The organism is Sandaracinus amylolyticus, from assembly GCF_021631985.1.
GTDB classification, from domain to species: domain Bacteria; phylum Myxococcota_A; class Polyangia; order Polyangiales; family Sandaracinaceae; genus Sandaracinus; species Sandaracinus amylolyticus_A.
The window spans coordinates 4,276,224-4,302,753 of record NZ_CP070225.1 but is presented as its reverse complement, the minus strand read 5'-3'; the positions used below and the strand labels follow the sequence as shown (position 1 = coordinate 4,302,753).

Here is a 26,530-nt window from a genome sequence, read left to right as displayed (position 1 = left end):
GCGTGTGCCGCGGAGATCACGCGAGAATCGGCGCGTCGCCCGCGGCCGGTCACGGGCGTCGCGCAGGGATCACGGCTCGACGCGCAGCCGCGCCTGGGACCACGCCGCGCCTCCGCGTGCATCGCGCAGGACGACGACGAGCGTGAGCTCGCCGGGCTCGTCGGGCGCCGTGAGCACGTTCTCGCTCGCGCTCGTCGTGTCGTCGTCGGCGACGCCGGTGCGCTCGGACTCGAGGGTGCCGCCGCTCACGTACCACGCGACGCGGATCGACTCGCGCTCCGGGACGAGGGTGCGCGTGGCGAGATCGAAGCGCAGGTATCGCTCGGCGCCGCCGCAGCCCGCGCCGATCGTCGTGCAGTCCGCGGCGCAGCTCGCGCGCGTCTCGTCGATGCCGCAGAGGGCGTCGCCGCAGGTGTCCTCGAGGGCGCACTCGGGCCAGCGCACGCGCACGGTGAGCACCTCGCCGGCGCGCACGGCGATCGCTTCGTCGCCGAGCGTCTCGGTGGTGCCGTCGTCGCGCGTGATCTCGAGCGCCTCGACGGTGGGCGAGGCGTTGCGGCGATAGCGCTGCGTGTACTCGACCGATTGCTGCTGCGTCGCGCCGAAGAGGCCGCACGCGAGGCGCGTCTCGACGAGCGAGGTCACGCCTTCGCTGGGATCGAGCACGCGCAGCGGCTGCGCGTATCCGCCGGTCACGTCGGGATCGACCGGACGACCCGCCGGCTCGCCGCCCTCCGACGGAGGCGGCTCGGGGCCGAAGAGACGGCACGCGTCGCGCGGGATCGCGCCGCTCACGTCGAGGCCGACGCCGATCGGGACGAGCGCGTCGTTCTCGACCTCGAGGCACGCGCGCGCCACTGGGCCGAGCTCGGCGAGCGGCTTTCGTGCGATGCAGAACGCCCAGTCGAGCGGTGCCTCGTCGATCGCGCCCGACGCGTCGGCGTAGAGCCCGACGAAGCGCACCGTGTCGCCGGGCGCGGCCTCCGAGGGCTCGGCGCGCACCGCGAGCAGGCGCGGCGCGCCGAGGAGCGACTCGTCGACATCGACGTCGGGCACACACGCGCTCGCGAGGATGCCAATCAGGATGCCAGTCGTCTTCAGAACGTCCATCGAAGTCCCAATACCGGCAGGATCGGCAGTCCGCGGACCGTGTCGCGGCGCGTGTAGTCGGGAGAGAACACGAATTCCTCGGCGTTCGCCTGGTTCGTCACGTTCTGCACCTCGAGCCAGATCTCGAGGCGCGTGTCGCCGAGCTCGAGGCGCTGTCCGACGCGGAGATCGAGCTGCACGAACTCCGGCAGTCGGATGCTGCTGCGCTCGCCGAAGAGCGGCTGCCAGCGATCGCGCCCCGCGTCGTAGAACGCGTCGACCACCGGGGTGCGCGGGAATCCCGTCGAATATCGGAATCGCGCGCCGACCTCGAATCCGCCGCCGGGCGTCCACGAGAGCAGGGCAGTCAGCACGTGAGTCTGGTCGTAGTCGAAGAGGCGCCACGGCTGACCCGCGGCGTCCTGTCGCTCCGAGCGCATCAGCGTGTACGCGACCCATCCCGAGAAGCCCTCGGTCTCCTCGAGCCGCACCAGCGTCTGCACGCCGTATGCGCGGCCCCAGCCCTCGGCGACGAGCGCCTGCGCGCGCAGCGGCGAGTCGATCTGGCTGCGCACCGCGAGCCCTTCGGAGAACGACGCGAACCCGGTGACCTCGATGCCGAGCGTCGGGATCGGCCGCACCGTCGTGCCCGCGAGCACGTGCCACGCCTGCGCGACCGGCAACGTCGGATTGCCGAACGTCGCGCTGAGATCCTCGGGGACCGCCGACTGATGATAGAGGCCGCCCGCGGCGCGGAATCCGAGGAACGGGTAGGGGTCCCACCGCAGCGCGAGGCGCGGCTCGGCGCGGAAGTCCTGCAGCGCGAGCCCGATGTCGGGCGCGTCGCCCTCGCGCGGCGAGCGACGGCTCACGGTGCGCGCGTAGGGATCGATCCGCAGCCCGGGCACGACGTGCAGCGAGCCACCGAAGAACGCGAGATCACCCTCGACGTACGGTGCTGCGCCGACCTGCACGACCTCCCATGCGTCCGACGCGATGCGATCGGGCGGAGGCTGACCGAACACGCGCACGTCGCCCTCACGCGCCGGCAGTCCGATCGAGCCCTGTCGCGAGAGCCCGACGACGTCGAGCTCCGCGTCGACACCGACCTCCACGTCGAGCCCGAAGTCCGGCAGATCGAAGGCGCGCACCCGATGGCTCGCGCGCAGGCCGAGGAGCCACGTCTCGCTCGCGACCGACGTCGTCACGTCGCCGAAGCGGCTCGCACGCAGGCTGCGATCCCAGCCCACCCAGGGCACGATCGTGCTGCGGCTGCCGTCGCCGCCGTCGCGATCCCAGCGCGCGTAGAGGCGCTGGAAGTCGAGCTCGCGCGACTCCGACGTGGCGAGCGCGGGATCGCTGCTCGGCACCCCGCGCGAGATGCGATCGCCGCCGAGCATGTGCACGAGCTCGATGGTCTCGCCGGGCCGCACCTGGTGCGCGGCGCGCAGCTGCGTGTCCCAGTAGCGCGGCACCGCGACGTAGTCGCCGAGATCGCCCTGGGTCGCCTCGACGAAGAGGTGGAGCCAGCTCACGCGCGCGGCGCCCGCGGCGCGCCAGCGATCACCGGCCGAGCCGCGCAGCGTCGTCGAGACGTCGTAGAGATCGGCGGAGACGGTGCCGTGCACTCCGTCGCCCAGCGGCGTGAGGGTGCGGACGGTGACGATGCCGCCGAGGCCGCGCCCGTACGCCGCGCCGTAGCCACCGGGCACGAGATCGAGCGACTCGACGAGATCGGACGCGATCACCGAGCGCAGTCCACCCTCGTGATAGAGGCGCGGGATCCGGACGCCGTCGACGTAGACGCGCGTGTCCTCGGGCGATGCGCCCCACACCACGAGCTGACCGGTGCCGACCGACGAGCGCGCGACGCCGGGCAGGCTCTCGACCACGCGCAGCACGTCGCCGCCGGTGCCGGGCACGCGTCGCGCTTCTTCGGCCTCGACGCGCGTGGAGACGACCTCGCGGCGCAGCGCCGGGGCGACGACGACGATCTCGAGATCGTCCGCGTCCTCTTCGCTCTGCTCGTCCTCGGGATCGCGCAGCGTGACGTCGTACGCGACCTCGAGGCGCTCGCCCGCGGTGATCGTCTCCTCGGTGCGCAGCGCGGTGAGGCGCTCGCCGGAGAGCGACAGCACGACGGGGCCGGGCGCCAGATCGGGGAGCTCGAAGCGGCCCTCGGTGTCGGTCGTCGACGAGGGGCCGTTCTCGATCGCGATGGTGACTCCCGCGATCGGCGCACGACTGCGACGGTCGCGGACGATGCCAGTCAGCGTGCCAGTCGTGGGCGGCGGTGGTGCTTCTTCTTCGAGGGTGAATCGATACGCATAGGAGATGCGGATCGCAGCGGGGGCTCCGTCGACCTCGGCGGGCGTGAAGCGGAACTGGCGCGCTGCGGCGATCGCGGCCGCGTCGAACGCCTCGCCCGCGCTCTCGATCACCAGGGCCTCGCTCACGGCGCCGGTCGCGTCGATCGTGATCTGCAGCGTGACCGTCGCTTCGGTGCCGGCCTCGCGCGCCTCGGGCGGATACTCCGCCTCGACGAACTGCACGAGCTCGGGCGCGCGCGTGAGCTGCGGACCCTGCGGCCGCTCCTGCGCATGCGCGGTGAGCGGGGCGAGGGCAGCGGCGATCAGCGTCGCGATGAACAGCGCGATCACGACGCGTGGCGAATATCTCTGTCGTCGCACGGCGAGGTGGAGCAGGAGGAGAGTCAGGGGGACGAGCGGTGGAGCGGCCGTGATCAGCGCGCTGGTCGTGGATGCCGTGCTCACAACGTGAACCGCACCGAGATCGTGAAGGTCGCGCTGGTGGCCTCGCCGCAGCGCATCGCGGGCTCGAAGCGCGCGTCGCGCACCGCCGCCGCCGCGGCCTCGTCGAGGCCGTGCCCGAGGCCCTCGACGACCTCGACGTTCGTCACCGCGCCGGTCGCGTCGACCTCGATGCGCACCCGCACGCGCCCCTCGATCTGTGCCGTGCGCGCTTCGTCGGTGTAGGCCGGCTGGGGCATCGAGACCGGTCGCGGCCGCGTCGCTTCTTCGGCGCACGCGTCTTCGCTCGCCGCGCGCGGCGCGCGCTCTTCCTGCGGCGCCTCGAGCGTGCGTGCGCTCGCGGTGCGGGTGACGGCCTCGCGCGGCGCAGTGGGGCTCGCGTGCACGTCGCCGACCGGCACCGCGACACCACCGAGCCCGACGCCGCCCTGCATCGCGACGCCGAAGTCGAGCGGCGCGGCGGCCGGCACCGGCGGCGGCGGTGCGGCCTCGGGCGGAGGCTCGGCGCGCGGTCGCGGCGGCGGTGCGGGCTCCGGCGCGGCCTCGGGTGGAGGAGGCGGCGGCGCCTCGGGCTCGGGCGGCGGAGGCGGCGGCTCCACGGGCTCGGGCGGCGGCGGAGGCGCTTCGCGCATCGTGATGCGCACGGTCTCCACGCGCGCCGGCGGCTCGATCGCGGAGACCGCGGCCGCGAGCACGCCGTGCGCCAGCAGACTGCCGACGTAGAGCAGGACGATGCGATTCTTCGCCACGGTGGATGCGCCGCGTGGAGGGTGGGAGTCAGGGTGCCAGTCAGCGTGCCAGTCGGATCACTGCGTGCGCTCGACCTGGACTGCGAAGCTCGTGATCCTCTCGGTGCGCGCGACGTCGAGGACGTGAACCACCACGCCGTGCTGCGCGGCGCGGTCCGCGCTCACGATCAGCGTCAGCTCGGGATCGCGGGCGCGCGCATCGCGCAGGCCCGTGATCAGCGCGGCCTCGTCGACCGCTTCACCGTTGAATTGCAGCGAGCCGTCCGCCGCGATGCTCACCGCCGCGAGCGATGCCGCGCTCCCGTCGGACGTCGCGGTGTTCGGCAGATCGACGTGCATGCTCTGCGACACGATGTAGGTCGCCGAGACCATCATGATGACGAGCAGCACGAGCACGACGTCGACCATCGGCGTCACGTTGATGCCGACGATCATCCCGCCACCCCGGCGCCCACGACCTCCGCTCGACGTCGTCGCAGCCATCGCTCACTCCCCCGCCTCGGCGGCCGCCAGCGTGAGCTCGGGTCGCGCGTCGTCGCGCACGCGCGACGGGCTCTTCGTGGTCGCGTGCACGGGGTGCTCGCCGCCGGTGCGCAGCCATGCGGTGACCAGCTTCGCGAGCGCGTGCACGTCGTTCTCGACGTCGGCGATCTTCTTCTGCGCGACGTTGTAGGCGACGACCGCGGGGATCGCGACGAAGATGCCGACGCCGGTCGCGACGAGCGCCTCGGCGATGCCGCTCATCACGTTGCCCATCGCGGCCTCGCCCGCGCCGTCCGAGAGGTGGTGGAACGCCTCGATGACGCCGAGCACCGTGCCGAAGAGGCCGATGAACGGCGCGTTGTTCCCGAGCGTGCCGAGCAGCGTCATGCTGCGCTCGAGCTGCGCGCGGGCCCGGCCGATCTCGCTCTCGACCGCGTCGGAGAACGCCTCGGGCCCGCCGCGACGCCACTCGAGCGCGGCGCGCAGCACGTCGGCCTCGACCGAGGGATTCGAGATCAGCGCCTTCGAGAGCGCTGCTTCGTCGTCCTCGTGGAGCGCCTTCGCGAGCGAGCGACGCAGCGCCTCGCCGCCGGCGCGATTGCGCCGGAAGAAGACCCAGCGCTCCGCCATCGCGGCGAACGACACGACGGAGAGCGCGAGCAGCAGCCAGAGCACCCAGCTCGAGCCGAGCAGCGCGACGCGGAGGAGGGATTCGACGATGTCCATGTTGCTACGTCTCTCGAGTTCCTGCGGAATCAGGGAATCTCGACGGCGGTGACGTAGAGCGGACTGCCCGCTCCGCCGTTCGCCGCCATCGACATCAGCGCGCCAGTCGTCTGACCGGTCTGCACGAGTCGGAACTGGCCCTCTCCGGTCTGCTCGCGCGCGTAGGTGGTCACCGCGAATCGCACACTCGGGTGCCCGCACGCGTCGAACAGATTGACGTACACGAGGTACGTGCCGCCGCCGCCCGGCGGCTCCTGGAACGTCAGGCTCTCGCTGTTGCGGCCGTCGGGCTCGCACGCTGCGAGCGAGTCGCCGTCGAGCCGTCCGACCGTCGGATCGCGCAGCACCTCGGGCGGGATGCGCCCCGAGTCGTCGGCGAGCGCGGTGGTGGGATGACGCGCGTCGACGGTCTTCCCGTCGGGCGTGACGACCACGAGATCGAGATCGACGTCGTCGTCCCACGTCAGCGCGACCACCCCAGCAGGCGGCGGAAGCGTCGGGTCGCACGCATTGAAGTTGTCGGCGACGCGCGGGTCGGTGACGCAGACGTCGAGCTCGCTCCACGCGCCCCCGCGGCCGCTCTCGTCGATCGCGACCACGCGCAAGGTGTGCAGACCGGGCGGCAGACCACCGCTCACGTCCAGCTCCACCGACCACACGCGCTCGCCGGGGAACGCGGGATCGAGCGCGCCCACCGGCAGGCTCCAGTACCCGCTCCCGAGCCCGACGATCTCGAGGCCGATCGCCCACGTCTCCTCGCTCGCGCGGCCCTGCAGCGTGCGATCGAGCTGGCCCTGCGCCCAGATGCCGCCCGTCGACTCGATCGCGGTCACGCGCGGGCCCTCTTCGAGCTCGGCGGCGCCCGGCAGATCGTGGCCGCGGCGCAGCTCCGCGCCCTGCACCGCGATGGGCTCCTCGACGCCGAGCGGGCTCACCTCACCGGTGCACGCGACGGCCGCGAGCATGCCAATCAGGATGCCAGTCCGGACTGCCGCGCTCATCGGAACTCTCCCTGCACGCGCACCGTGAATTGGTCGTTGCGCAGGTCCGCAGGCACTCCGCGCGCGTCGCGGCCGAGCGCGTCGACGATGGCGTCGTACTGGAACACCAGTCGACCGGCGAAGCCGGGCGCGACCTCGGGCGGCAGGCGCACTCCGACGAGCGGAGAGAACGTGTGGATCGCCGCGTCGGCCGGCACCGACAGACCACGTCGCTGATCGACGAGATCCGAGTTCGGATCGTAGTAGTCGTAGCGGAAGCCGAGCAGGCCCCAGTCGAAGATCTCCTGGGTGAGCGCGGCGTACGCGGAGAGCTGCCGCACATCGAACCCGGTCTCGACGGGATCGGCGACGAAGAGCGAGCGATCGAGGTTGCTCGCGAGCGTCGCTTCGACGAAGAGGCGGGTCCAACCGATCGGAGTGCGCACGCCGGCGCGCGCATCGAGGTTCACGCCCCAGCGCTCGAACGTGAGCGAGGGCGTCGCGGCGCGGCCCGGGATCGCGACGATCTCGCCGGTGTCGAGCGTCCCGCTCTCGTTCAGATCACGCCACTCGAGGCGGCCCTTCACCGCGTCCTGTCCGGGGTGGAACCCGGTGCCCCAGAGGAACGAGACGCCGCCCGCGAGCTCGAAGTCGCGCTCGTTCACGGTCTCCACCCCGACGCGACCGACGATGTCGGGCGCCGACGTCGGATCGACCGCGAAGCCCTGACCCGCGCGATCGTCGAGCGGCGTGCCGCCCATCACCGCGACGTCGTAGCGGAGCACACCGAGTCCGCCCTGCGCGCGCACACCGAGATCGAGCGGACCGCGGAAGAACGCGAGCGAGCCCAGCGAGCGCTCCATGAAGAGCCAGTCGCGCTGGCTCTGCCGCACTTCGTGGCCGAACGGAATCTCGGTCAGACCGGCAGACAGCTCGACGAAGGGTGGCAGTCCGGGCTGCGGATTGCGCAGCAGCGCCGACACCGTGGTGCGTCGCAGTCCGAAGAAGGGCCCGCGCGTCGTGCTGCCGTCGAGCTCGATCTCGAACGCGAAGTGCTCCCATTCTCCGGCGAGTCGGATTCGCCCGCGGCGAATCGAGAAGCGATTCCGATTGAGCACCACGCCGCCCTGGAGCAGCTGGTCCTCGCTGAGATCGCTCCACTCGTACTGCGCCTGGATGTAGCCGCTGAGCGCGAGGCCCCAGCGCTGGAGCTGGGCGGGCACGTCGAGGCTCGGGCTCTCTTGCTCCTGCACGGGCTCGGCAGGCGGCGGCTCTTCGGCCGATTCCGTCGCTTCGCGCGCGCGCTCGGCGTCGATCGCGTCGAGGCGCTCTCGCAACGTCGCGAGCTCGGCGCGCAGTCGCTCCACCTCGCTCGGCTCGGACGCGACCGGTGCGCTCTCGGCCGGCGGCGATGGCGGCGTCGCGGGGACGACGATCTCCTCGTCGTCCTCTTCGATCTCGATGGTCGCGGACTGCGCCTGAGTGGGTCTCGCGGGCGCCCATGCGAGCGCGACGAGCGCGAGAGTCTGCGCGAGCGAGCGACGGAATCGCGGAACGATGGACAAGCGGGCTCCGGATCGATGGGGTCGAATCGGCGATTGCGTCCTTCGACGCGGCGCGACCCGTGAGCACGCTCGATGCCATCCCGCGAAACCCAATCGGGACATGTGAAAATCGCTGGATCCGGCCCGATTCGATCACGGGCGCCGTGTCCCGTGATGGATCGAGCCCGTGGGATCCGACGGGCCGTGCTCCGCGCTGGGAGCCGATCACGGAACCGTGAAATGCGAGAGGCCCCGAGCATCACAAGGACGCTCGGGGCCTCTCTCGATCGCTCTCACGCCTCACGGAAGCGGCGGCACCGTTCCATCGGCGCGCAGTCGCGGCAGGCGCGCCTGGGTGATCGGGAACTCGATGCACGTCGAGTCGGTGCATCCGTTGAGGAAGTGCTCGGGCTCGGTGGGAAGGCACGACCAGCAGTCGGGCCGACTCGTGCATTCGCCGCCGTCGGGCAGCTCGCGATCCGGCAGCTGCGCATCGACCTGCGCGTCGGTGGGCTCGGGGTCCTGCCCGCCGTCGAGCTCACCCGAGTCGACCTGCGCATCACGCCGGCCACCGGCATCGGGCGGCGTGGGATTGTCGCGCTCGCATCCCATCGCGAGCATCGCGAGGAGGGTGAGAATCGCCGTCGTACGCATCACCGCACCTCGCAATATCCGAAGCGGCACACCGAGCCGGGCGCGGTGCAGTCACTGGCCTCGTCACACGCCGTGCACGATGCGGGCGCGGTGCCGGTGGCGACTTCCTCGTAGTAACAGCCGCACGGCGCGGTCGGCAGATAGCTGTAGAGCGGCCCCATGTCGGTGTCGCGCCACACCTGCATCGCACACTCGGGGATGTTCCCGTTCTGCGCGGTGATCTCGAGCAGCGGGAGCTCTTCCGGCGTCTCGACCTCACCCGTGAAATAACCCACCAGCGCGCGCGTGAGCGGATTCGTGAGCTGGCCCGCGCCGTCGACCGGCGCGTAGAAATGATAGGAAGACCAGAGGAAATAGTGCCCGTCGCGCACGTTGCGCTTGTCGAAGCGCGTCGCGGTGGAGTCCGGCAGATAACCGCACGACTGCTCGTAGTGCTGATACGCGAGCGTGCGCACCTGATCGCGCGCGTTGTCGGCGACTTCGGTGCTGACGAAGCCGAGCGTCGCTTCCGGCGCGACCTGACCGCTCTCGTAGACGCGCTGGATCATCGCCTGGTTGGTGCGGACGTCCCACGCCATGCGATCGCCGGAGAACCACGAGCCCATCCGCTCGGGCGGCACGTCGATCGCGAGCGCGATCGCGATGAGCGCGGCCGAGGTCGGGTTGCGGCCCCAGAAGTGCGCGGGATCGGTCCACGGCGAGACCTGCGCCTCTGCAGGGCCGAAGCCGTAGAGCAGATAGGCGGCCTCGGCGGCGATCACGGTCTGCGCCGAGGTCTGCGGGACGATCAGGCTCCACGACGTGATCGGGCCCGCGAAATCACCGATGCCCGCGGGGATCTCGGTGACGCCTTCGCAGAGCGTGCCCGCGGTGCCCATCATGCCGAAGTCGGGCACCACGCCGGTCAGCGGCAGGTTGCACGTGCGCTGCACGGGCGCGGTGCCGGCCGGGCTTCCGGCGGGCGGCGGATCCCAGTAGCTCGCGGTGCCGGTGATCGTCGTGCCGTCGACGTACGGCGTGATGCCGAAGCATGCGCCGGGCGACTGATAGACGACCGTCACCGCGGGATTCTCGACGCTGCGGAGCGCGGCGCCGACCCTCGCGAGCAGCGGCACCGACGCGCTGCCGCCCGCGCCGATCACGACGTTGGGCAGGTCTCGACAGTTCGTCTGCGCATCGGCGCGCGACGCCGCGAACAGCGGTGCAGCGAGCGCGAGCAGCGCGGGAATCAACAAGCGAATCGGGACTCGGCTCTTCATCAGTGCTCCTCGTGGCCGCGGCCCGCTGAGCACGGAGAGTGCCAGTCCGATTCAGGTGCTGATCCCGCGAAATCCGATGCTCTCCCCAGCGCCGACGCACGGATTCGCGATCGAGTCGCCGTGCCCGGTCACGGCCCGTGCGCGGGCACGGCTCGCTCCATCAACGGACGCGGCGAGACGTGAAGTGCGGCTCCGCGGCGAGCGCGGCGAGGAACTCGAGGATGCCCACCTCGCCGTCGAGCAGCGCCTGTCGCGCGCTCTCGCCGAGGCACTCCACCTGACCTCCGCCGCCGTACGCGTAGAGCGTCATCTGCCCCGACACGCACACTGCGACGTCCTCCGACGCCGCGAGGGCGCGCGCGAGCTCTTCCTGCCCGACGAAGGTCGCGCCGGTCTGCGGGATCGAGCCCGACGCGTCGACCGCGATCCCCGCCTCGAGGTCGCGATATCGCCCCGCCTCGTCGTAGTGCTCGAAGCCGAAGCCGATCGGGTCGAACTGCGAGTGACACGACGCGCAGAAGGCGTCGCGCGTGTGCACGGTCTCGATGCGCTCGCGCGTGGTGCGCCCCTCGGCGGGCTCGAGCTGGGTCGACACGCCGGGCGGCGGCGGACGGCGCACCTGACAGAGCAGTCGCTCGAACACGAGCAGGCCGCGGTTGGTCGGTGAGCTATGCGTGACGTTCGACGTGCCCGCGAGGATCGAGCCCTGCGCGAGGAGGCCGATGCCGCGCCCCTCGGGGCGCGTGACGAGCGACGGCGTCCCGCCCGCGGGCGCGGGGAAGCCGTAGAAGGTCGCGAGCGTGGGATCGACGATCGTGTAGTCGGCCGTGAGCAGCTCGCTCAGATCTCCGTCGCGCTCGTAGAGCACCTCGTCGACGAAGCGGCTCGTCTCGTCGACCATCGCGCCGCGCACCTGCGTGAACGCCTCGCCGACGTGCTCCTTGGTCTGCGATGCCACGTTCTCGTAGCGGAAGTGCTCGCGGAAGAACTGCTGCACGACGCCGTGACCGCCGGGCGTCTCGAGCAGTCGTCGCGCCTCGGCGATGCGCACCGCGGGATCGGCGAGCCCACCGCTCTGCGCCATCGCGAGCAGCGCGTCGTCGGGCGGGCCTCCGCCGAACGTGTAGCCGAGCTGGCTCGCGAGCTCGTACGCATCGAGCTCGCGCGCGTCACCCGCCGCGAACCCCGCGCCTCCGCCGATCTCGGAGCGATACACCGCGTGCGGCGACTGGATCATCGCGACGAGTGTCCACTTCGCGCCCGTCGCGAAGTCCGACTCACCCGACACTCGCTGATGGAGAGCGAGATATCGACTCCGTTCGTCGCTCGAGAGCGGGCGACGGAACAGGCGCGCTCCATATCGATCCGCCAGCTGTCCCGCGCACGACGCATCACCGCTCGAGGCGCAGGGGAGCGTCGCGCTCAGCGTCGCGGGGCGCGTCATCAGCGTCGCGACCTCCTCGGCGGTCTCGAGCAGATCGCGCGCGGTCTGATTGCCCACCACCAGCGCAGTCGCGTTGTTGGTGAACCCCGTCTGATTGAGATCGGGCCCGAGGCGCACTCCGCTCCACTCGCCCGCGATCTCGGGGAACACCGCGCGCAGCGTGCGATCGATCTCGCCGCGCGTGAGCCGCCGCAGGAGCGGCGGCCCGACCTCCGAGGTCTCGCAGCGCGCGGTGGGATCGACCGGCGGCACCACCGGCGGATCGGGCTCGTCGGTCGGTGGGCGATCGGTCGGCAACATCCCATCGGGCCCGGCGGCAGGACCGCCGATCTCGCCGAGACACCCTGCGAGCGCGCCGCACAGCGCCATGACGACCAGGCGCTTCATGCCCGCATCTCCGCGATCGGCGTGCGCCCGTTCATGCCGAAGCTCGTCATCGGCGCGCCCATCGCCTGCGCGATCGTGAGCAGCGCGTCGCCGTGGGCCCGGTTCTCGAAATCGATCACCTGACCGCCGCGCAGCGCGCCTCCGCCGCCGCCGATCACGACCGTCGGCACGAACTGCTGGTAGGCGCGGCCCTCGACCCACACCTCGGCCTTGCGCGAGAGGTGCCCGTTGCCGTCGGCGATCTCGCTCGTCACCACCAGCACCGAATTCTCGAGCGCGGTGTGCGAGGGATCTTCGGGATCGGGCACGTCGAGGATCTGCGCGACCCGCGCGACCTGCTCGTACATCCAGCGCTGACAGCGCGCGAACTTCTCGCGACCCGGGCCGTTCAGCGAGTGCGAGATCGGCTCGTGGTGCCCCTCGGGAATGCCGATGTGCCCGAAGGGCACGTTGGCGTTCACGTACATGTTCTGGATCGTCGCGACGCGCGTCACGCCACACAGCAGCGCCTGCGCGGCGATCTCGACCTGAGCCTGCGCGATCGCGCCGAAGTTCTCGTCGCGAAGGAAGAACGCGTCGTCGTTCCCGCGCAGCGCATCGACGCGCGCGATCGAAGGACGCGTCGTGCACGTCGCGCCGCTGGGCGGCGGCATCTCGATCTCCGCGCGCAGCGTGCGCACCGCCGCGAGGTGCCGCGCGAGCTTGTCCTCTTCGCGCGTCAGGCCACGCAGCGAGCGCGCGAGCGTGTCGAGCTCGCCCTCCGTGAGACCCAGCGCGGCGTTGCGGAACGCGATCTCGTCCGAGACCGGATCGGGCCCGGTGCCGCCGCCGATGCCCGCGAAGGTCTCGTCGTACGCGCGCACCGGGTTGGAGATCGGCCGCACCCACTCCCCGTCGCGCACCAGGAACGAGTCGGCGTCGAGCCCGCCCGCGCGATGCGGCAGCGCGCCGAGCACCAGCGGTCGCGTCTCGAGCGCGCGCGCGATCGCGAAGTCGATCGACACGTCGCCGCCGTCGGTGAGCACCGCGCGGATCGCGGCGTGGTTCGAGTGATCCTTGATCTCCAGCCCGCGCAGCACGGTGGTGAGCTGCTTCCACGGCTCGAGCGGACCGAACACGCCGACGCCGCTGCCCTCGAGCGAGAAGCTCGCCCCCGACCCGACGGGGTTCATGTGCTCGGGCGGCGCGCCGTGCGGCACGTAGAACACGAAGAGCCGCTTCGGCCGCTCCGCCTGCGCGCTCGCGAGACGCGCGAGCCGCGTCGCGAACGGCGCCGCGAGCCCGAGGCCGAGCGCGGTGAGGAACACGCGCCGTCGCAAGCGTCGCTCGGCCGGGCCCTTCGTCGATCGATCGCGAGGCGACATGGTCCTCCTGGGTCGCAGGAGGGCCAGTGGCGCGTCGCGCGCCGATCGGGTCACACCGCGAGATCAGTTCAGGCGGAGTGCTCGCCGGCGGAGGGCCCGCACGGGTGTGCGGAGCACGCGGACGGGAGGGCCCGGAGTGGGCGAGCCGATTTGGATCTTCCTTCAGTCGGCGTCGGCGCCGCGGAACCGACTCCAGTCGAGCCGCAGCTTTCTCATGCGCGCCCGCAGCGTGTGCGGGTTGATCCCGAGCAGCGCCGCCGCGCCCTTCGGGCCCTCGATGCGTCCGCGCGTCGACGCGAGGACGCGCTCGATGTGCGCGACCACGATGTCGTCGAGCTTCTGCGACCTCGCCTCGACCGCGGGCAGCGTCGTGCCGTGCCCGTTCGTCTCCGCGCGCGGCGCGCTCGCCGTCGTTCGCGGCGCGGTCGGGAGCGGCCCACCGAGGCCGAGCGCCGCCGCGACCTCGAGCTTCTTGCCGTGCCCGAGGATCGCCGCGCGCTCGATGACCGCCGCGAGCTCGCGCACGTTGCCGGGCCACGAGTACGCGAGCAGCAGGTGCAGATCCTCGCGCGTCGGCGTGAGCGGTCCTGCGCCGAGCCGCGCGCCCGCGCGCGCCGCGAAGTGCGACGCGAGCTCGGGGAGATCCTCGAGGCGCTCGCGCACCGGTGGCAGGCGCAGCGGGAACACCGAGAGGCGATACCAGAGGTCCTCGCGGAACTGACCCGCCTGCACCATCTGGTGCAGGTCGCGGTGCGTCGCGGCGACGATCCGCACGTCGACGTGCAGCGTGCGCTGGCCGCCGACGCGCTCGAGCGTGCCCTCCTGCAGGATCCGCAGGAGGCGCACCTGCGCGGCCGCGGGCAGCTCGCCCACTTCGTCGAGCAAGAGCGTCCCGCCGTCGGCGCGCTCGAACCAACCCTTGCGCGTTCCCACCGCGCCGGTGAACGAGCCGCGCTCGTGCCCGAAGAGCTCGCTGTCGATCAGCTCGCTCGGGATCGCGCCGCAGTTCACGCGCACCATCGGCCCTTCGCGGCGCCGCGATCGTTCGTGCAGCGCGCGCGCGATCACTTCCTTGCCCGAGCCGGTCTCGCCGAGCAGCAGCACCGGCACCTCGGCGTTCGCGACCTGCTCGACGCGCTCCATCAGCGTGCGCAGGCCGCCGCGCTCGCCGATGATCGACTCGACGATGCTCTGGCGATTGAGCCGCGTGAGCAGCGCACGGTTCTCGGCGAGCGCGGCCTCGCGCAGCTGGGCGAGCTCGTGCACGCGGCGATCGTTCGCGAGCGCCACGACGAGCGGCTCGACGATCGTGCTCACGAGCTTCGCGTGGTCCGCGCTCACCCTCGCGCCCTCGCGCGCGATCAGCGCGAGCACGCCCGCGGGCCCCTCGTCGTCGGCGAGCGGCGCGACGATCACGTCGCTCGCGACGCGCGATGGGTCCTCGCTCGGCGTCGCGCCGAAGAGCGGATCGTCGCCGTCGAGCCGCGTCGCGTGCGCGGTGCGTCGCTCGAAGAGCGCGAGCACGCGCGCCATCTGCGGCGCGGGCAGCTCGAAGGGCGCCTGCGTCACGTCGACCGTGCGGCCGACCTGTGCGACGGTCTCGAGCCGTGCGCGCGGCACGTCGAGCCGGCGCAAGGTGATCGCGTCGATCGGGAGGTGCCTCGCCAGCACCGGCAACATGCGCGAGAGCGAGTCGTGGATGTCGAGGTGACGACACGCCTCGCGCCAGATCTCGAGCTCGAGCATCATCGTGGGCTTGGCGCGCTCAGCACGAGGCGTGCCCGCGTCGAGACCCTTGGCGCCTCTATGGTCGTGGACTTCGGCCCGTGACGGGCGCGGGGGAATCCGTGACATCTCACGGATCATCCCGTGACCCGGCACGGAACGCCAGAGCAACCCGTGGCGGGTCACGGGTGCGACATGCCAGCCCGTGAAAACCGCGGGGCTCTCGAGCTGGCATGCCTCTGGCGAAGGGCGCCGCGCGATGCGAGCCCGCGCTTTCCCACTGCTCCTCTCCTCCGCACTGCTGATCACGCTCTCCGGATGTTCCGGCGGCGGCGCGAGCGATGGGCAGGGGACCATCACGCTGCTCCACGTCTCGAACGATCCGACGCGCGAGCTCTACGCCGAGATCAACCCGACGTTCGCCACCGCATGGGCGCGCGATCACGGCGGACAGCGGGTGGAGATCCGCATGTCGCACGGAGGCTCGGGCCGTCAGGCGCGCGCGGTGATCGACGGGCTCGACGCCGACGTGGTGAGCCTCGCGCTGCCCTTCGACGTCGACGCGATCGCGCGCGAGGGACAGCAGCTGCTCGACCCGCAGTGGGCGGCGCGCCTGCCCGATCACAGCTCGCCGTTCTACTCGACGATCGTGTTCGTGGTGCGTCGCGGCAACCCGCGCGGAATCCGTGACTGGAACGATCTCGTGCGCGGCGAGACCCAGGTGATCGCGCCGAGCCCGAAGACGTCGGGCGGCGCGCGCTACGTCTACCTCGGCGCGTACGGGTACGCGCTGCGCCACGGCTACGACGGACGCACCGGCGACGAGGCGGGCACCGAGATGGTGCGCGCGCTCTACCAGCGCGTGCCGGTGCTCGACTCGGGCGCGCGCGGCAGCTCGACGACGTTCGCGCGCAACGGCATCGGCGACGTGCTGCTCACGTGGGAGAACGAAGCGCATCTCCTGCTCGCGGAGAGCCCCGACGCCGGCCTCGAGATCGTGATCCCGAGCGAGAGCATCCTCGCCGAGCCTCCGGCCGCGTGGGTCGATCGCAACGTCGAGCGCCACCACACGCGCGAGGTCGCGGAGGCGTACCTGCGGCACCTCTGGTCGACCGAGGCCCAGGAGATCGTGGCGCGCCAACACTACCGGCCGCGTGATGCGGCGGTCGCAGCGCGGCACGCGCAGGCGTTCCCGACGATCACGCTCTTCACCGTCGAAGAGGTGTTCGGCGGATGGGAGCGCGCGCACGCGACGCACTTCGCGGAGGGCGCGCTCTTCGATCGGATCTACCAGCCGGGGCAGGGCGGAACGTGACCACGACGCCCGTGGTCGCCGAGGCGGAGGAGACGCCCAGCGTCGCTCCGCGCGCGGCGCGCCCGCCGCGATCGATCCCCGGCTTCGCGCCCTCGCTCGCGATCACCGGCACCGTGCTCGTGGTGCTCGTGCTGGTGCCGCTCGGCGCGCTCGTGCTCGCGGTGGCGCGCGCGCCGTGGGACGCGATCGTCCGCGCGCTGACCGATGCGCGCACGCTCGCGGCAGTGGGGCTGAGCGTGGGCGCGTCGGGCGTGGCTGCGCTCGTCTCGGCGCCGCTCGGCGTGGCGATCGCGTGGACGCTCGCGCGCTACGAGCTGCCCGGTCGACGCCTGCTCGACGCGATCGTCGACGTGCCGTTCGCGCTGCCGACCGCGGTGTCGGGCATCGCGCTCACCGCGTTGTGCGCGCCGAGCGGATGGGTCGGCGCGCTCTTCGCGCCGCTCGGGATCGAGCTCGCGTTCAACCGCGTGGGCATCGCGATCGCGCTGCTCTTCACCGGGCTGCCCTTCGTGGTGCGCACGGTGCAGCCGGTGATCGAGGATCTGCCCGCGGAGATCGAGGAGGCCGCGTCCTCGCTCGGCGCGTCGCGCGCCCAGACGTTCCTGCGCGTGATCCTCCCCTCGCTGATGCCCTCGATCGTCGCGGGCACCACGCTCGCGTTCGCGCGCGCGCTCGGCGAGTACGGCTCGGTCGTGTTCATCGCGGGCAACATGCCGATGCGCACCGAGATCGCGCCGCTGCGGATCCTCTCGCACCTCGAGGGCTACGACTACGCGAGCGCAGCGGTCGTCGCGCTCGCGATGCTCGTCGCGTCGGCGGGGCTGCTCTTCGCGGTGAACGCCGCGCAACGAAGGCTGGTGGATCGTGGCGCAAAGGGCGCGTGAGCGACCGCGCGGGCGCGCGGCGTGGGCCGTCGCCGCGATCTCGATCGGCGCGATGGCGGTGCTCCTGGTGCTGCCGCTCGTCGTCGTGTTCGTCGAGGCGTTCGCGGAAGGTCCGGCGCGCTGGGCCGCGGCGATCGCGAACGAGGACACGCTGCACGCGCTGAAGCTCACCGGGCTCGTGGTCGCGATCGTCGTGCCGTTCCACGCGGCGTTCGGCATCGCCGCGGCGTGGGCGATCACGCGCTACGACTTCCCGGGCAAGGGCGCGCTGCTGACGATCGTCGATCTGCCGTTCGCGGTCTCGCCGGTGGTCTCGGGCCTGCTCTTCGTGCTGCTCTTCGGGGCGCGCGGCACCTTCGGGCCGCTGCTCGCCGAGCACGACATCCGCATCGTGTACGCGGTGCCGGGCGTGATCCTCGCGACGCTCTTCGTGACGTTGCCCTTCGTGACCCGTGAGCTCGTGCCGCTGCTCGAGGCCCAGGGGCGCGAAGAAGAAGAGGCCGCGGCGAGCCTCGGCGCGGGCGGCTGGTCGATCCTCACGCGCGTGACGCTCCCGCGCATCAAGTGGGGCGTGCTCTACGGCTGCGTGCTCTGCGCGGCGCGCGCCGCGGGCGAGTTCGGCGCGGTGAGCGTGGTGAGCGGCCACATCCGCGGCGAGACCAACACGCTGCCGCTGCACGTCGAGGTGCTCTACGGCGAGTACGACTTCGTCGCGGCGTTCGCGGTCGCGTCGCTGCTCGCGCTGTCGGGCCTCGTGACGTTGACGTTGAAGGCGCTGCTCGAGCAGCGCGCGAAGAACCGAGGAGCGCTCGCATGAGCATCGAAGCGATCGGCGTGACCAAGCGATATCGAGCGCACCACGCGCTGCGCGACGTGACCGTGCGCATCGAGCGCGGCGGGCTCGTGGCGCTGCTCGGTCCCTCGGGCTCGGGCAAGACCACGCTGCTGCGCGTGATGGCGGGGCTCGAGGCGCCCGACGCGGGACGCGTGCTCTTCTCGGGGCGTGACGTCTCGGCGGCCGGCGTCGCGGAGCGCGGCGTGGGCTTCGTGTTCCAGCACTACGCGCTCTTCCGCGAGATGACGGTGTTCGAGAACGTCGCGTTCGGCCTGCGGGTGAAGCCGCGCAAGGAGCGACCGACGGAGGAGAAGATCCGCGCGCGCGTGCACGAGCTGCTCTCGCTGGTGCAGCTCGAGGGCATGGCGCGGCGGCATCCCTCGCAGCTCTCGGGTGGACAGCGCCAGCGCGTCGCGCTGGCCCGTGCGCTCGCGGTCGAGCCCCAGGTGCTGCTGCTCGACGAGCCCTTCGGCGCGCTCGACGCGAAGGTGCGGCGCCAGCTCCGCGCGTGGCTGCGCACGCTCCACGACGAGCTGCACGTCACGACGGTGCTCGTCACCCACGATCAGGAAGAAGCGCTGGAGATCGCGGATCGTGTGGTGCTGATGAACGAAGGCCGCGTGGAGCAGGAGGGCTCGCCCACCGCGCTCTACGACGCGCCCGCGACGGCGTTCGTCGCGTCGTTCCTCGGCGACGTGAACGTGCTCGAGGGGGTCGTCGAGAACGGTGCGATCGCGATCGGGGCGCTGCGTCTGCCCGTGGTCGGAGCGCGCACCGGCGAGCGCGTGCGCATCGCGGTGCGCGCGGGGGATCTCGACGTCGCGCCGGCCGACGACGGCGATGCGCACGCGACGATCTCGCGCATCGCGGATCTCGGCGAGCGCATCCAGCTCGAGGCGACGATCGACGGCGGTCCCACGGTGCGCGCCCACGTGCCGCGCCACGCACCGCGTGCCGCCGAGCGCGGCAGCAGGGTGCGCATCGACGCGCGCGTGCAGCGCGTCTATCCGGCGTCGTGATCGATCACGAGAGGCGTCGCGCGCCCGAGCCCTCGCTCGGGCGCTCGAGCTCGTCGAGCCGCATGCGCGGCAGATAACGCCCGCCCTCGAGGCGCTGCATCAGCCCGAGCGCGAACTCGCGCGTCGCGCAGCGCAGATCCCACGTCGCGCCCGCGTCGCGCGCGCTCACGAGCACGCGCACCTTCGCGGCGCGCTCGGTCGCGTCCACGACCTGCACCCCGAGCACGCGACGATCCCAGAGCGGATGCGCGCGCACGAAGCGCTCGATCTCCGGGCGCAGCCGCTCGATCGGCGTCGCGAAGTCGACGTAGAAGAACACGTCGCCGATCAGATCGTCGGCGGCGCGCGTCCAGTTCTGGAAGGGCAGCTCGAGCAGTCGCGCCATCGGCACGATCAGGCAGCGCTGATCCCACACCCGCACCACGACGTAGCTGAGGTTCACCTCCTCGACGGTGCCGAACTCGTTCTCGATCACGACCTGATCACCCACGCGCAGCGGCTGGGTGAACGAGAGCTGGATGCCCGCGAGCAGGTTCCCGAGCGTGCGCTGCGCCGCGATGCCGACGACGACGCCCGCGACACCGGCCGACGCGAGCAGCGACACGCCGACCTCGCGCACCGGGGGGAACTGGAGCAGCAACACCGACGCGAACACGACGGTCGCCACCACGTTGAGCGCGCGCCGCAGCAGGATCACGCGCGTCCGCACCATGCGCGCGCGCCACCCCTGGCGCGCCGCCGCGCGCTCCGACGCGACCTGCGCCGCGAAGTCGATGCCGCGCACGACGAGCCATCCGACCGCGACGATCCACGCCGCGCGATACGCGTCCGCCAGCACCGCGACGACGCTCGGCGGGTAGCGCAGCAGCATCGCGAGCAGCCCGAGGTACGCGAGCGTGAGCGCGACCCGCGCGGGCGGGCGCACCCGTCGCACCGCGCGCCCGAGCTTCGCGCGCTCTTCGCGGCGCAGCGAGCGCCACAGCAGCCACATCAGCGCGCGCCCCGTCGCGGTCGCGAGCACCGCGGCGATCACGAGCGCGAGCGCGCTGCCGATCCACTGCCACGGCTCGAGCTCGGCGAAGCGCGGCTCGCGCAGCGCCGGCCCGAGCCGATTGCCGATCGGCCCCCGATCGATGCGCGCCGCGAGGTCGGGCGCGACGCGCACCGTCGTGCGCGAGAAGACCCAGACCGGACGACCATCGCGCAGCAGGCGGCGCATCACGACCCCGGGCTCGACACCGGGGATCCACGCCACGCCGACGACGTGCGATCCGCCGGGCTCGGGATCGTCGGGCAGCGACTCGGGGGTCGCGCCGCGATCGGTCAGCACCGCATCGATCGCGCGCGCCGCTTCCTCGCCCCGCGCGATCGTGCGCTCGGGCGGCACGTCGCGAAGATCGAGCACACGCGAGGCGTCGATCCACTCTCCGTCGGCGACGCTCGCGTCGAAGAAGCGCAGCGCGCGGCGCGGCGTCGAGAGATCGACCGGCTCGTCGGGCGGCGGAAGCCCGGTGGGCTGCAGCGCGACCTCGCCCTGCGCGCGCACGATCCCCGCCATCATCGTGACGAGCGCGAGGAACGAAGCCCACGAGGCGAGCGCGCGGAAGCGCGTGCGCATGCGCCCGCGGCACGCAGGCACGGTGCCAGCGCCGGGGAGCGAGGTGGTCTGCCGCGTGGCAACACGCGACGTCGACGCGAACGAGCACACGCACCATGCTGCGGCGCGTGGAGATCGTCCTCGTTCGTCACGCCGAATCGATCTGGAACGCCGAAGGTCGCTGGCAGGGTCAGACCGACGTTCCGCTCTCCGAGCAGGGCCACGCCGAGGCCGCGAAGCTCGGCGCGCGTCTCGCGAAGGTCCGCTTCGATCGCCGCATCGCGTCCGATCTCTCGCGCACCCGCGACACCGCCGCCGCGATCAGCGCGGACTTCGTCCACGACCCCGCGTGGCGCGAATTCGATCTCGGCGTCTGGGGCGGCCTCCTCCACAGCGAAGTGCGCGAGCGCTTCCCCGAGGAGGTCCAGGCGATGGCGATGGGCACCGACATGCCGATCGGCGGCGCGGAGTCGATGGTCACGTTCGACGCGCGCGTGCACCGCGCGCTCGACGCGCTCATCGCGAGCGGTCGCGAGGGCGAGCGCGTGATCGTCGTGACCCACGGCGGCGTGATCCGATCGATCGTGATGCGCCTCCTGGGTCTGCGCGGACGTCCGCTGATCGGCGCGACCAACACCTCGATCACGCACCTGCACGTCGGCGCCGATCGCCGCGTCCGCATCGTCTCCTACAACTGCGCCGCGCACCTCGACGCCACCGACACGCACGACGACGAGATCCTCGAGGGCGCGCCCGACGACATCGTGCGTCGCGTCGCGTCGCAGCTCGGCATCGGTGAGACGGAGCGCGCGAGCCTGCATCCGCCGCGTCCCGGATCGATCACGCGCCTCGTGCGCGGCACCGCACATCCGGTGCTGCGCAGCTTCGCCACGCCCGCGTTCGGGTGATCGCGCGCGGCGCACGACGCGCTCCGGGCGCGGCGCCTCGCGTGCTCCGAGCCCTCGTCGTGCGCGTCGGGCCTCGCGCCGACACGTCCTCGATCCGCGCTGGAAACCTCGGCTGCGCCAGCCGGCGACCCGCGTGGCCGGGCGGCCGAATTCTCCGCGATCTGCGGGCATCCGTGCGTGGCACGTGCGCTGCTCTTCGTGTCGCCCATGCAACGCGAGACCAATCACCGCACGCCCCGCCGCACGCGCTCGACGCTCGCTTCGGCCGAGCTCCGGCGTCTCGATCACGACCTCGTCGCGCTCGAGGCGCAAGCCTCGACCGACCCGGTGCTCGCCACGATGCTCGCCGCCGCGCGCGCCTGCCGCGCGCAGCTGGTGCGCGACGGCGAAGGCTGACCGACCATCGCGCGGACCGCGTGCGATTGCGCGGACTTCCGCGACGAGAAAGAAACTCTCTGGAAACGTGGTGCGGGCTCCGGCATTCTTCCGGCCCCGTGTCGTCTCTGAGCCTGCGCGGAATCAAGAAGGATCTGGGGGGGAACCCGATCCTGCGCGGAGTCGACCTCGAGGTCGGCGACGGAGAGCTCGTCGTGCTCGTCGGCCCGAGCGGCTGTGGAAAGAGCACGCTGCTCCGCACCATCGCCGGCCTCGAGATCCCCGACCACGGCACGCTGAAGATCGGCGAACGCGACGTCACGCAGCTGCCGCCACGCGACCGCGACGTCGCGATGGTCTTCCAGAGCTACGCGCTCTATCCGCACCTCACGGTGCGCGAGAACCTCGGCTTCGGTCTCAAGCTCCGCGGCACCGACGCGAAGACGATCGCCGAGCGCGTCGACGAGGTCGCGCAGATGCTCGGCCTCGAGAAGCTGCTCGATCGTTACCCGCGCCAGATGAGCGGCGGGCAGCGCCAGCGCGTCGCGATGGGCCGCGCGATCGCGCGCCGTCCCTCGGTGTTCCTCTTCGACGAGCCGCTCTCGAACCTCGACGCCGCGCTGCGCGCCGACGTGCGCGTCGAGATCAAGCGCCTGCACGCTCGGCTGAAGGAGCAAGGGCAGGGCGCGACGATGATCTACGTCACGCACGATCAGGTCGAGGCGATGACGCTCGCCGACCGGCTCGTCGTGCTGAAGTCGGGCCACGTCGAGCAGATCGGCGCGCCGCTCGAGGTCTACGCGAAGCCGCGCTCGCGCTTCGTCGCGTCGTTCCTCGGCTCGCCCGCGATGAACTTCGTGCCCGGCGAGATCGTCGACGGCCGCATCCGCGCCGACGGGCTCGACGCGCAGCTCCCGCAGAACGATCGCATCGCGAGCAAGAACGTGCTCGCCGGCGTGCGCCCGCACGACGTGCTGCCCAGCGCGAACGGCCACGCCGACATCCTGCTGCGCGTCGAGGTGATCGAGGCGATGGGCTTCGAGGCCTACGCGCACGGCAAGGTCGGCGCGCATCCGTTCGTCGCGCGCCTCGAAGGTGATCGCGCGCGCGCCGCGCGCCCCGGCGACACCCTCGCGCTCGACATCGCGCAGGGCTCTCTCCACCTCTTCGATCCGGACTCCGAGCGAACGCTCTCATGAGCTGGCGGAGGACCCAGACGCGCGCGGTGCTCTCGGCCGCGCTCACGGCAGCGCTCGCTCTGATCGCGGGCGTCACGCTGACCTGGGTGTCGTCCGCGCGAGGCCAGACGACGACGATCACGCTCTGGCACTCCTATGGCGAGCGCGAGGAGCGCGGCCTGCGCGCGGCGGTGGACGCGTTCGAGCAGCGCCATCGCGGCACCCGTGTCGAGATGCTCGCGGTCCCGTTCGGCGCGTACGCGTCGAAGCTCGAGTCCGCGATCCCGGTGCAGCGCGGCCCCGACGTGTTCGTCGACGCGCACGATCGTTTGAGCTCATACGTTTCGTCGCACCTGGTCCAGCCGCTGGGTGCGGAGCTCGACCGATCGCTTCGAGCAGGCGCCGAGCTCGAGCGCGCACACCTCGACGCGCTGACGATCGACGGCGCGCTCTACGGCGTGCCGCTGCAGCTCAAGAGCGCCGCGCTCTTCGTCAACGACGCGCTGCTCGGCGATCGCACCATCGAGTCGCTCGAGGATCTCGAAGCGCTGCGCGCGACGCTGCCCGAGGGCTCGTTCCCGCTCGCGTGGGACGCCGACGACGCGTACCAGTTCGCGTCGCTGCTCCATGCGTACGGCGGCGGCCTGCTCGAGCCCGACGGCACCTACGCGTTCGTCGGACCGCGCACCGAGCGCGCGCTCGATCACCTCCTTCGACTGCTGCGCACCCGCACGATCCCCGAGGAGACCTCGTACGAGCTGGTGCGTGATCTCTTCCGCAGCGGGCGCGCCGCGACGGCGATCAGCGGCCCGTGGTTCGCGAGCGATCTCCCGACCGATCTGCAGTGGTCGGTGCGCCCGCTCCCGATCGTGCGCGGCGCCGACGGCGAGCCGATGCGCGCGTTCGCGACCATCGAAGCGGCGTTCGTCGCCGAGGGCGCGCGCGATCTCGATGCGGCTCGCTCGCTCGCGGTCTTCCTCGCGACGCCCGAGGCCGCGCGCCTCCGCGCGATCCACGGCGGCCACGTCGTCGCGACCCGCAGCGTGTGGAGCGATCCCGAGGTCGCACGCGACACCCGCCTCGTCGCGTTCCGCGAGGCCGCGTCGCACGCGCGCATCACGCCGACGCACCCGAACATGCGCGCGGTGTTCGTCCCCGCGGAGCGCGCGCTCCGCAACGTTCTGCGCGGCGAGATCGTGATCGACGAAGCGCTCGCCCAAGGCCAGCACCGCTTCGACGACGAGACCCGCGAGCCTCCCGCGCCGCGCGATCCCTCGACCGGCCTGCTCGCGTTCGGCCTGGTGCTGCTCGCGATGGTCTTCTCGATGGTGCGTCGCGCGCGCGACCCGATGTTCCGCGTCGCGCTGCGCCGCTCGATGCCTGCCTACGCGTGGGTCGCGCACGCCGCGATCACGGTCGGCATCCTCGTGATCCTCCCGCTCGTCGTCGGCGCGGGCACGAGCTTCTTCGCGGGCCACGGGCGCGACCTCCACTACGTCGGCCTCTCGAACTACGTCGACATCATCACGGTGCGCGGCGGCGATCTGCTCGGCCACGGATCGTTCTGGGCGGTGCTCGTCGTGACCGTGCTCTGGACCGCGGCGAACATCTCGCTGCACGTCGCGATCGGCGTCGCGCTCGCGCTGCTGCTCAATCGATCGACCCTGCGCTTCAAGGGCCTCTACCGCGTACTGCTCGTGCTGCCGTGGGCGGTGCCGAGCTACGTCACCGCGCTCGCGTGGCGCGGCATGTTCCATCGGCAGTTCGGCGCGGTGAACGCGATGCTCGAGGCGCTCGGCGCCCCGCCGATCTCCTGGTTCGCGCGCTGGTCCACCGCGTTCGCGGCGAACGTCACGACGAACGTGTGGCTCGGCTTCCCGTTCATGATGGTCGTCACGCTCGGCGCGCTCACCGCGATCCCCAAGGACCTCTACGAAGCGGCCGAGGTCGACGGCGCGACGCGCTGGCAGCAGTTCCGCTTCGTCACGCTCCCGCTGCTGCGTCCTTCGCTCGCGCCCGCGGTCGCGATGGGCGCGGTGTGGACGTTCAACATGTTCAACGTCGTGTACCTCGTGAGCGCGGGCGAGCCCGACGGCACCACCGAGATCCTGGTGAGCGAGGCCTATCGCTGGGCGTTCACCCGCGGCCATCAGTACGGCTACGCCGCGGCGTACGCGGTGTTGATCTTCTTGTTGCTCTACTTCGGCACGCGCGCGCTGCCGGGCTCGGGCAGCGCGAAGGAGGGCGCGCGATGAGGGCGCGTGCGCTGGGCCGCGAGCTCGCGGTGCACCTCGTCCTCTGGGTCGCGGTGCTGTTCGCGCTCTATCCCGTCACGTGGGTCGTCTCGCAGGCGCTCTCGAGCGGCGCGACCACCGGTGGGCGCATCCTGCCGTGGCCCACCGAGCCCTCGCTCGAGCACTTCGAGGCGGTCGTGATGCGCGTGCACGAAGGGCGCTGGCTCTTCGCGCTGCAGCTGCTCAACAGCGTCGTCGTGAGCGCTGCGACCGCGCTCGTCGCGATCGCGATCGCGACGCCCGCTGCGTACGCGCTCTCGCGCTTCGAGTTCGTCGGCGCGCGCGGCGCGACCCGCACGCTCCTCGCGACGCAGATGTTCCCCGGCGTCGCCGCGTCGATCCCGCTCTACCTGCTGCTCGACGCGTCGAACCTGCTCGACACCCGCACCGGCCTCGTCCTCGTCTACGCGACGAGCGCGGTGCCCTTCGCGATCTTCCAGCTGCGAGGCGCGTTCGACGCGATCCCGCGCGACCTCGAAGAGGCCGCGATGGTCGATGGCGCGACGCGCGCCGGCGCGTTCTTCCGCGTCGTGCTCCCCGCCGCGCGCCCCGCGCTCGCGGTGACCGCGCTCTTCGCGTTCATGACCGCGTGGAACGAGTTCATCCTCGCCGCGACGTTCCTGACCTCGCAGGACCTCTACACGCTGCCGATCCTCCTGAACGGCTACGCGAGCGAGTACGACTCCAACTTCGGTCACTTCGCGGCGGGCGCGATCGTCGTCTCGATCCCGGTGATGGCGCTCTTCTACGCGCTGCAACGGCAGCTCGTCGGCGGCCTCACCGCGGGCGGCGTGAAGGGCTGAGATCTCCGTTCGAGGCGATCTCCGTTCGAGGACGTGCACCTGGCCCGTCGATGGCCGGAGGTGACAAGAGAATCCTGAGCCGGTTCGCGCGCGGCTCGCCACTTGTTGATCATGGGGGCGAGCACGCACGGAGACGGGGCGGCTGCG

At 71.9% G+C, this 26,530-nt stretch carries 22 protein-coding genes; 9 read left to right on the top strand and 13 right to left on the bottom strand.

Annotated features, from left to right (window positions below; genetic code table 11):
• Nucleotides 1–69: 69 nt before the first annotated feature.
• From I5071_RS18165 to I5071_RS18110, 12 genes are all read right to left on the bottom strand, one after another.
• On the bottom strand, nt 70–1,110 hold the full coding sequence (locus I5071_RS18165) for a hypothetical protein (RefSeq protein WP_236606737.1): 1,041 nt from the start codon (nt 1,108–1,110) through the stop codon (nt 70–72).
• Nucleotides 1,098–3,749 carry a TonB family protein gene (locus I5071_RS18160; RefSeq protein WP_236606736.1) on the bottom strand — a complete coding sequence of 884 codons (2,652 nt, stop codon included), beginning with the start codon at nt 3,747–3,749 and terminating at the stop codon, nt 1,098–1,100. Before I5071_RS18160 ends, I5071_RS18165 begins: the two co-directional genes overlap by 13 nt.
• A 110-nt stretch (nt 3,750–3,859) precedes the next feature.
• Complete coding sequence (locus I5071_RS18155; protein WP_236606735.1) at nt 3,860–4,609, bottom strand: energy transducer TonB; 750 nt, start codon at nt 4,607–4,609, stop codon at nt 3,860–3,862.
• Nucleotides 4,610–4,666: 57 nt separating this feature from the next.
• Nucleotides 4,667–5,092: an ExbD/TolR family protein gene (locus I5071_RS18150; protein WP_236606734.1), complete on the bottom strand. Its 426-nt coding sequence runs from the start codon at nt 5,090–5,092 to the stop codon at nt 4,667–4,669.
• Nucleotides 5,093–5,095: 3 nt separating this feature from the next.
• Nucleotides 5,096–5,818 carry a MotA/TolQ/ExbB proton channel family protein gene (locus I5071_RS18145; RefSeq protein ID WP_236606733.1) on the bottom strand — a complete coding sequence of 241 codons (723 nt, stop codon included), beginning with the start codon at nt 5,816–5,818 and terminating at the stop codon, nt 5,096–5,098.
• A 29-nt stretch (nt 5,819–5,847) separates the two neighbouring features.
• Complete coding sequence (locus I5071_RS18140; protein ID WP_236606732.1) at nt 5,848–6,819, bottom strand: hypothetical protein; 972 nt, start codon at nt 6,817–6,819, stop codon at nt 5,848–5,850.
• Nucleotides 6,816–8,363: a porin gene (locus I5071_RS18135; RefSeq protein WP_236606731.1), complete on the bottom strand. Its 1,548-nt coding sequence runs from the start codon at nt 8,361–8,363 to the stop codon at nt 6,816–6,818. The genes I5071_RS18140 and I5071_RS18135 overlap by 4 nt, the downstream gene beginning before the upstream one ends.
• A 279-nt stretch (nt 8,364–8,642) precedes the next feature.
• Nucleotides 8,643–8,996: a hypothetical protein gene (locus tag I5071_RS18130; protein WP_236606730.1), complete on the bottom strand. Its 354-nt coding sequence runs from the start codon at nt 8,994–8,996 to the stop codon at nt 8,643–8,645.
• Nucleotides 8,996–10,255: a hypothetical protein gene (locus I5071_RS18125; RefSeq protein WP_236606729.1), complete on the bottom strand. Its 1,260-nt coding sequence runs from the start codon at nt 10,253–10,255 to the stop codon at nt 8,996–8,998. Before I5071_RS18125 ends, I5071_RS18130 begins: the two co-directional genes overlap by 1 nt.
• Nucleotides 10,256–10,415: 160 nt before the next feature.
• On the bottom strand, nt 10,416–12,086 hold the full coding sequence (locus I5071_RS18120; RefSeq protein ID WP_236606728.1) for a DUF1592 domain-containing protein: 1,671 nt from the start codon (nt 12,084–12,086) through the stop codon (nt 10,416–10,418).
• On the bottom strand, nt 12,083–13,450 hold the full coding sequence (locus I5071_RS18115; protein WP_236606727.1) for a DUF1552 domain-containing protein: 1,368 nt from the start codon (nt 13,448–13,450) through the stop codon (nt 12,083–12,085). The genes I5071_RS18120 and I5071_RS18115 overlap by 4 nt, the downstream gene beginning before the upstream one ends.
• Nucleotides 13,451–13,612: 162 nt before the next feature.
• Nucleotides 13,613–15,199: a sigma-54 interaction domain-containing protein gene (locus tag I5071_RS18110; RefSeq protein ID WP_236606726.1), complete on the bottom strand. Its 1,587-nt coding sequence runs from the start codon at nt 15,197–15,199 to the stop codon at nt 13,613–13,615.
• Between the two features lie 235 nt (nt 15,200–15,434).
• Here I5071_RS18110 and I5071_RS18105 point away from each other — a divergent pair, with 235 nt between their 5' ends.
• From I5071_RS18105 to I5071_RS18090, 4 genes are read left to right on the top strand one after another with little or no spacing between them, the layout of a single operon-like run.
• The gene (locus tag I5071_RS18105) at nt 15,435–16,490 is read left to right on the top strand and encodes a sulfate ABC transporter substrate-binding protein (protein ID WP_236606725.1); all 1,056 of its coding nucleotides are present in this window, start codon (nt 15,435–15,437) and stop codon (nt 16,488–16,490) included.
• Nucleotides 16,487–17,374 (top strand): sulfate ABC transporter permease subunit CysT, encoded by an 888-nt coding sequence (cysT, locus tag I5071_RS18100; protein WP_236606724.1) that lies wholly within the window; start codon nt 16,487–16,489, stop codon nt 17,372–17,374. The genes I5071_RS18105 and cysT overlap by 4 nt, the downstream gene beginning before the upstream one ends.
• On the top strand, nt 17,355–18,191 hold the full coding sequence (gene cysW, locus I5071_RS18095; protein ID WP_236606723.1) for a sulfate ABC transporter permease subunit CysW: 837 nt from the start codon (nt 17,355–17,357) through the stop codon (nt 18,189–18,191). The genes cysT and cysW overlap by 20 nt, the downstream gene beginning before the upstream one ends.
• Nucleotides 18,188–19,228, top strand: coding sequence for a sulfate/molybdate ABC transporter ATP-binding protein (locus I5071_RS18090; RefSeq protein WP_236606722.1), 1,041 nt, complete (start codon nt 18,188–18,190; stop codon nt 19,226–19,228). Before cysW ends, I5071_RS18090 begins: the two co-directional genes overlap by 4 nt.
• A 4-nt stretch (nt 19,229–19,232) precedes the next feature.
• On the opposite strand, the gene I5071_RS18085 is transcribed toward I5071_RS18090, so the two are convergent.
• Nucleotides 19,233–20,846 (bottom strand): mechanosensitive ion channel family protein, encoded by a 1,614-nt coding sequence (locus I5071_RS18085; RefSeq protein ID WP_236606721.1) that lies wholly within the window; start codon nt 20,844–20,846, stop codon nt 19,233–19,235.
• 107 nt (nt 20,847–20,953) lie between these two features.
• On the opposite strand from I5071_RS18085, the gene I5071_RS18080 reads away from it, so the two are divergent.
• The 5 genes from I5071_RS18080 to I5071_RS18060 all read left to right on the top strand — a co-directional run bounded on the left by I5071_RS18080 (nt 20,954) and on the right by I5071_RS18060 (nt 26,383).
• Entirely contained in the window at nt 20,954–21,733 is a 780-nt protein-coding gene (locus tag I5071_RS18080; protein ID WP_236606720.1) for a histidine phosphatase family protein, read from the top strand.
• Nucleotides 21,734–21,940: 207 nt separating this feature from the next.
• Nucleotides 21,941–22,129, top strand: coding sequence for a hypothetical protein (locus tag I5071_RS18075; RefSeq protein WP_236606719.1), 189 nt, complete (start codon nt 21,941–21,943; stop codon nt 22,127–22,129).
• 98 nt (nt 22,130–22,227) lie between these two features.
• Nucleotides 22,228–23,307, top strand: coding sequence for an ABC transporter ATP-binding protein (locus tag I5071_RS18070; RefSeq protein WP_236607658.1), 1,080 nt, complete (start codon nt 22,228–22,230; stop codon nt 23,305–23,307).
• Nucleotides 23,304–25,541 carry an extracellular solute-binding protein gene (locus tag I5071_RS18065; protein ID WP_236606718.1) on the top strand — a complete coding sequence of 746 codons (2,238 nt, stop codon included), beginning with the start codon at nt 23,304–23,306 and terminating at the stop codon, nt 25,539–25,541. Before I5071_RS18070 ends, I5071_RS18065 begins: the two co-directional genes overlap by 4 nt.
• Nucleotides 25,538–26,383: a sugar ABC transporter permease gene (locus I5071_RS18060; protein WP_236606717.1), complete on the top strand. Its 846-nt coding sequence runs from the start codon at nt 25,538–25,540 to the stop codon at nt 26,381–26,383. The genes I5071_RS18065 and I5071_RS18060 overlap by 4 nt, the downstream gene beginning before the upstream one ends.
• Nucleotides 26,384–26,530 lie beyond the last annotated feature (147 nt).